The sequence below is a fragment of the Clostridiales bacterium genome (assembly GCA_012512255.1).
GTDB lineage: Bacteria > Bacillota > Clostridia > Christensenellales > DUVY01 > DUVY01.
This window is the reverse complement of sequence record JAAZDJ010000064.1, coordinates 1-3,234: the sequence shown is the minus strand read 5'-3', so window position 1 is coordinate 3,234 and position 3,234 is coordinate 1. Positions and strand designations below refer to the sequence as shown.

General features: G+C 38.3%; 4 protein-coding genes. 3 read left to right on the top strand and 1 reads right to left on the bottom strand.

Annotated elements, in window-relative coordinates:
• Positions 1-475: 475 nt before the first annotated feature.
• Positions 476-721, bottom strand: coding sequence for a helix-turn-helix transcriptional regulator (locus GX756_03415; GenBank protein NLC16908.1), 246 nt, complete (start codon positions 719-721; stop codon positions 476-478).
• 541 nt (positions 722-1,262) lie between these two features.
• Between GX756_03415 and GX756_03410 the strand changes: the two genes are divergently transcribed.
• The 3 genes from GX756_03410 to GX756_03400 form a co-directional block, all read left to right on the top strand.
• On the top strand, positions 1,263-1,724 hold the full coding sequence (locus tag GX756_03410; GenBank protein ID NLC16907.1) for a CtsR family transcriptional regulator: 462 nt from the start codon (positions 1,263-1,265) through the stop codon (positions 1,722-1,724).
• Positions 1,725-2,243, top strand: a complete 519-nt coding sequence (locus tag GX756_03405; GenBank protein NLC16906.1) for a hypothetical protein — start codon at positions 1,725-1,727, stop codon at positions 2,241-2,243.
• Positions 2,240-3,234: protein arginine kinase (locus GX756_03400; protein ID NLC16905.1), on the top strand; the 995-nt coding region annotated here is incomplete at its 3' end. The genes GX756_03405 and GX756_03400, both read left to right, overlap by 4 nt.

Sequence of the window (3,234 nt, the reverse complement as noted above, 5' to 3'; positions counted from 1 at the left end):
CCGTATGGATTGCTCCACATGCGCCTGAGACATGCGCGTCTGCCAATTCCGCCACCCTCGCGCGATATCTTTAACAAAAAATTATTCAATTAATATAAAAATACTAAATATATATAACTTATTCCAGTTCTTTAAGCCCATAGCCCAATAGCGCATTTTTAATAATCGTCCTTTGCTGATTTTATATCCATTTAACTGGAAAATCAAGTATTTTACCATAAAAAAAATTGCCAAAATTTTTTGTTTCGTTAATACAATTATTTCAGCGAAAACGGCAATTATTAAAACTAAAAATCTAATTATTTCAATTAAGAATGCGCTTATAATATCAAGATAATAACATAAAGATTAGGCAATATTTTAATCATATCATTATAAGAACAATGTAATATTCAAAACAGCGTAATTAAAAAATGTCTAACAATCAAATACTTTTAATAATAATATAGATTTTTATTATTTTAAAACCATTATCTCAAAACCCTCTTCTTTTTATTCTTTTTTCTTTATAATCCTCAAAGGCGGCTTTGGCTAGCTCGTCTTTTTCGCAGCCCAAAACCTTTGCCATAGCGGGTAGCCTTTCTTTTGAGGGCAAGGATATTTCATTTAGATATTGATATATCATCATTCTTGACAGGTTCAATTTTCTTGCTAGTTCGGACGGCGTCATCATATTCTTGTCCATCAACTCCTGCAGTTTTTTAGCAAATCTTTCACCCATTAAAATAGCCCTCCTAAACTATTTTTTTATATTATATCAAAACGCGCGAGATATATCAATATTTGTAAAAAAATCTTATTGGCGTGTTCAAAAATATTTTTAGATTAAGAAACAATAAAAAATATCTTTATATAAATTCCCCAACAGAAAATATATTAAAAAAAGACGTCCCAACAACCATAATAGCCCCAAATACTATAATTTTACATCAAAAAAACACCCTAAACAACCAATTTTTGAACGCTAAAAACACATCAAGCAAAAATTTTTATATAAAGAATCAAAGATGCCCATAAACAACCATAAATACCTTAAAAAACGCTATAAGCTATTATAATTACCTTGTAGCAAAATTTACAGCCCACTTACTCCAAAATTTCCCAAAAAAGCTATAATTGCATCCCAAAAAACGCCCCAAACAACAAATTTTTGTCAAAAAATTACAAAAAATATATTGACAACCTTTTTGAGCAGTGCTATAATTTTCTCAAAGGTCAAAGAAAGTCAAAACTCTTGATAAACTTGTTAAACAGGTAAAACGATGGCGACAATAAGCGATTTGATTGAACAATTTATAAAATCGTTAATGGGCGAGAGCGACACTATAAGCATATCCCGCAACGAGCTTGCCCAATATTTTGATTGCGCGCCCAGCCAAATCAATTATGTTTTGGCCACCCGTTTTAGCTTTGAGCACGGCTTTGTGATAGAGAGCAAGCGCGGCGGCGGCGGTTCTATAAGGCTTATGAAAATCTCGCCGTCTTATCAGGAACTATTAAAAAGATTAGATGAATATACTACAAAAGAAGGCCTTACCTATCAAAAAGCCGTTCAGCTAATCAAAAGGCTTTGCGAAGAAGACATAATCAACCAAAGGGAAGCCGAGATAATCAAATCGGCGATAAACGACAAGGCGCTGATAGTGCCTACCGATTGCAAAGATATTTTGCGGTCCAATATTTTAAAATCAATATTGGCCGGCATATTCAAGGAGGCAAATTAAATGCTATGCGAAAACTGCAAAAAACGGGAAGGCATACCCAATGTATATATACTCAATGGGGTTACCAAAGTCCGATATTTATGCTCGGAATGCAACTCTCAAATCATAAAGCAAAAAATGGGCACGGGCTTAGGCAGCGGATTTTTGGACGATTTTGGCGACATCTTTAACGACTTGAGCGACATTTTTGACCAGTTATTTGGCGCGGAGCGAAACGCGCATTCGGTCCCGTCTTTGAAATGTTCCCGTTGCGGCACCACAAGCGATGAGTTTTTAAATACGGCTTTTGTGGGCTGCGCGCAATGCTACAAGGCGTTTGAGCCCATAATGGAAAGCGTTATCAAAAAATGCCAAAAAGACAATATCCACACCGGCAAAGGCCCTAACGGCGTCGCCAAGACTTACATCAGTCTCCAGCGGCTCAACGCCGAGTTAAAAAAAGCCGTTCAGGACGAAAGGTATGAGGACGCCGCCTTAATAAAAAAGCAAATTGAACAATTAAAAGGAACCCAAAAATGATAAAAAGCGATATCGGCAATTATGTAATAAGTTCAAGAATAAGGCTTGCCAGAAACCTCGCCAAATATCCTTTTCCCAACAAAATGGGCTTTGAGGACGGGCTTCGCGTCATCAAAGAAGTAAGCGAGCCTTTGGAAAAATATGTTGACGGCAAGCTGATAATGCTCAAAGACCTAGAGCCCGTAGAGATCAAGGCGTTTACAGAAAAGCATTTGATATCCAACGCCTTGGCGGAAAACACTAAAACGGGCGCGGTGGTGGTAAATAAAGATTCTACCTTGTCGGTAATGATAAACGAAGAAGACCATGTCCGTATTCAGGTAATCAAGCGCTCGCTTAATTTAGAATCCGCCTACGAGCTTGCCGACAAAGTGGACGACCTTATCAGCGAAAACTCGGAAATCGCTTTTGATATCCATTTAGGGTATCTGACGGGCTGCCCTACCAATCTAGGCACGGCTATGCGCGCCTCGGTTATGATGTTTTTGCCGGCCTTAACCATTAACCGCACCATAAACAATGTGATTTTTTCTAGCTCAAAAGACGCTTTGGCCTTAAGGGGCGTTTATGGCGAAGGAACTCAGGCCGAGGGATACATGTATCAGTTGAGCAACCAATATTCGTTGGGCTTGAGCGAAAAAGAAATTATCAACTCGGTAAAAAACCAAATTTACAAAGTGGCCGAAGCCGAAGAGATAGCCCGCGACACGCTTATAAACAAAAACCGCGTTGAGCTTACCGATATGATTATGCGCGCGTGGGGCATACTAACCAATGCTTACAAAATTGACACTTCCGAGTTTATGCAAAACATCTCATTGATAAAACTAGGCGCGGCGTTAGGAATTTTAAAGATAAAAAATACGGCGCTGGACGAGATAATTATCGCGTGCAGACCCGCCAATTTGGCGTTAAGAAGCGGGAAAAAACTGGACGCCATAGAGCGCGATATTTACAGAGCCGAATTTTTGAGGGATATATTGCCCAAGAT

Coding starts and splice junctions, on each gene's coding strand:
- GX756_03415 (NLC16908.1), bottom strand. CDS start 721: ATGGGTGAAAGATTTGCTAAAAAACTGCAGGAGTTGATGGACAAGAAT.
- GX756_03410 (NLC16907.1), top strand. CDS start 1,263: ATGGCGACAATAAGCGATTTGATTGAACAATTTATAAAATCGTTAATG.
- GX756_03405 (NLC16906.1), top strand. CDS start 1,725: ATGCTATGCGAAAACTGCAAAAAACGGGAAGGCATACCCAATGTATAT.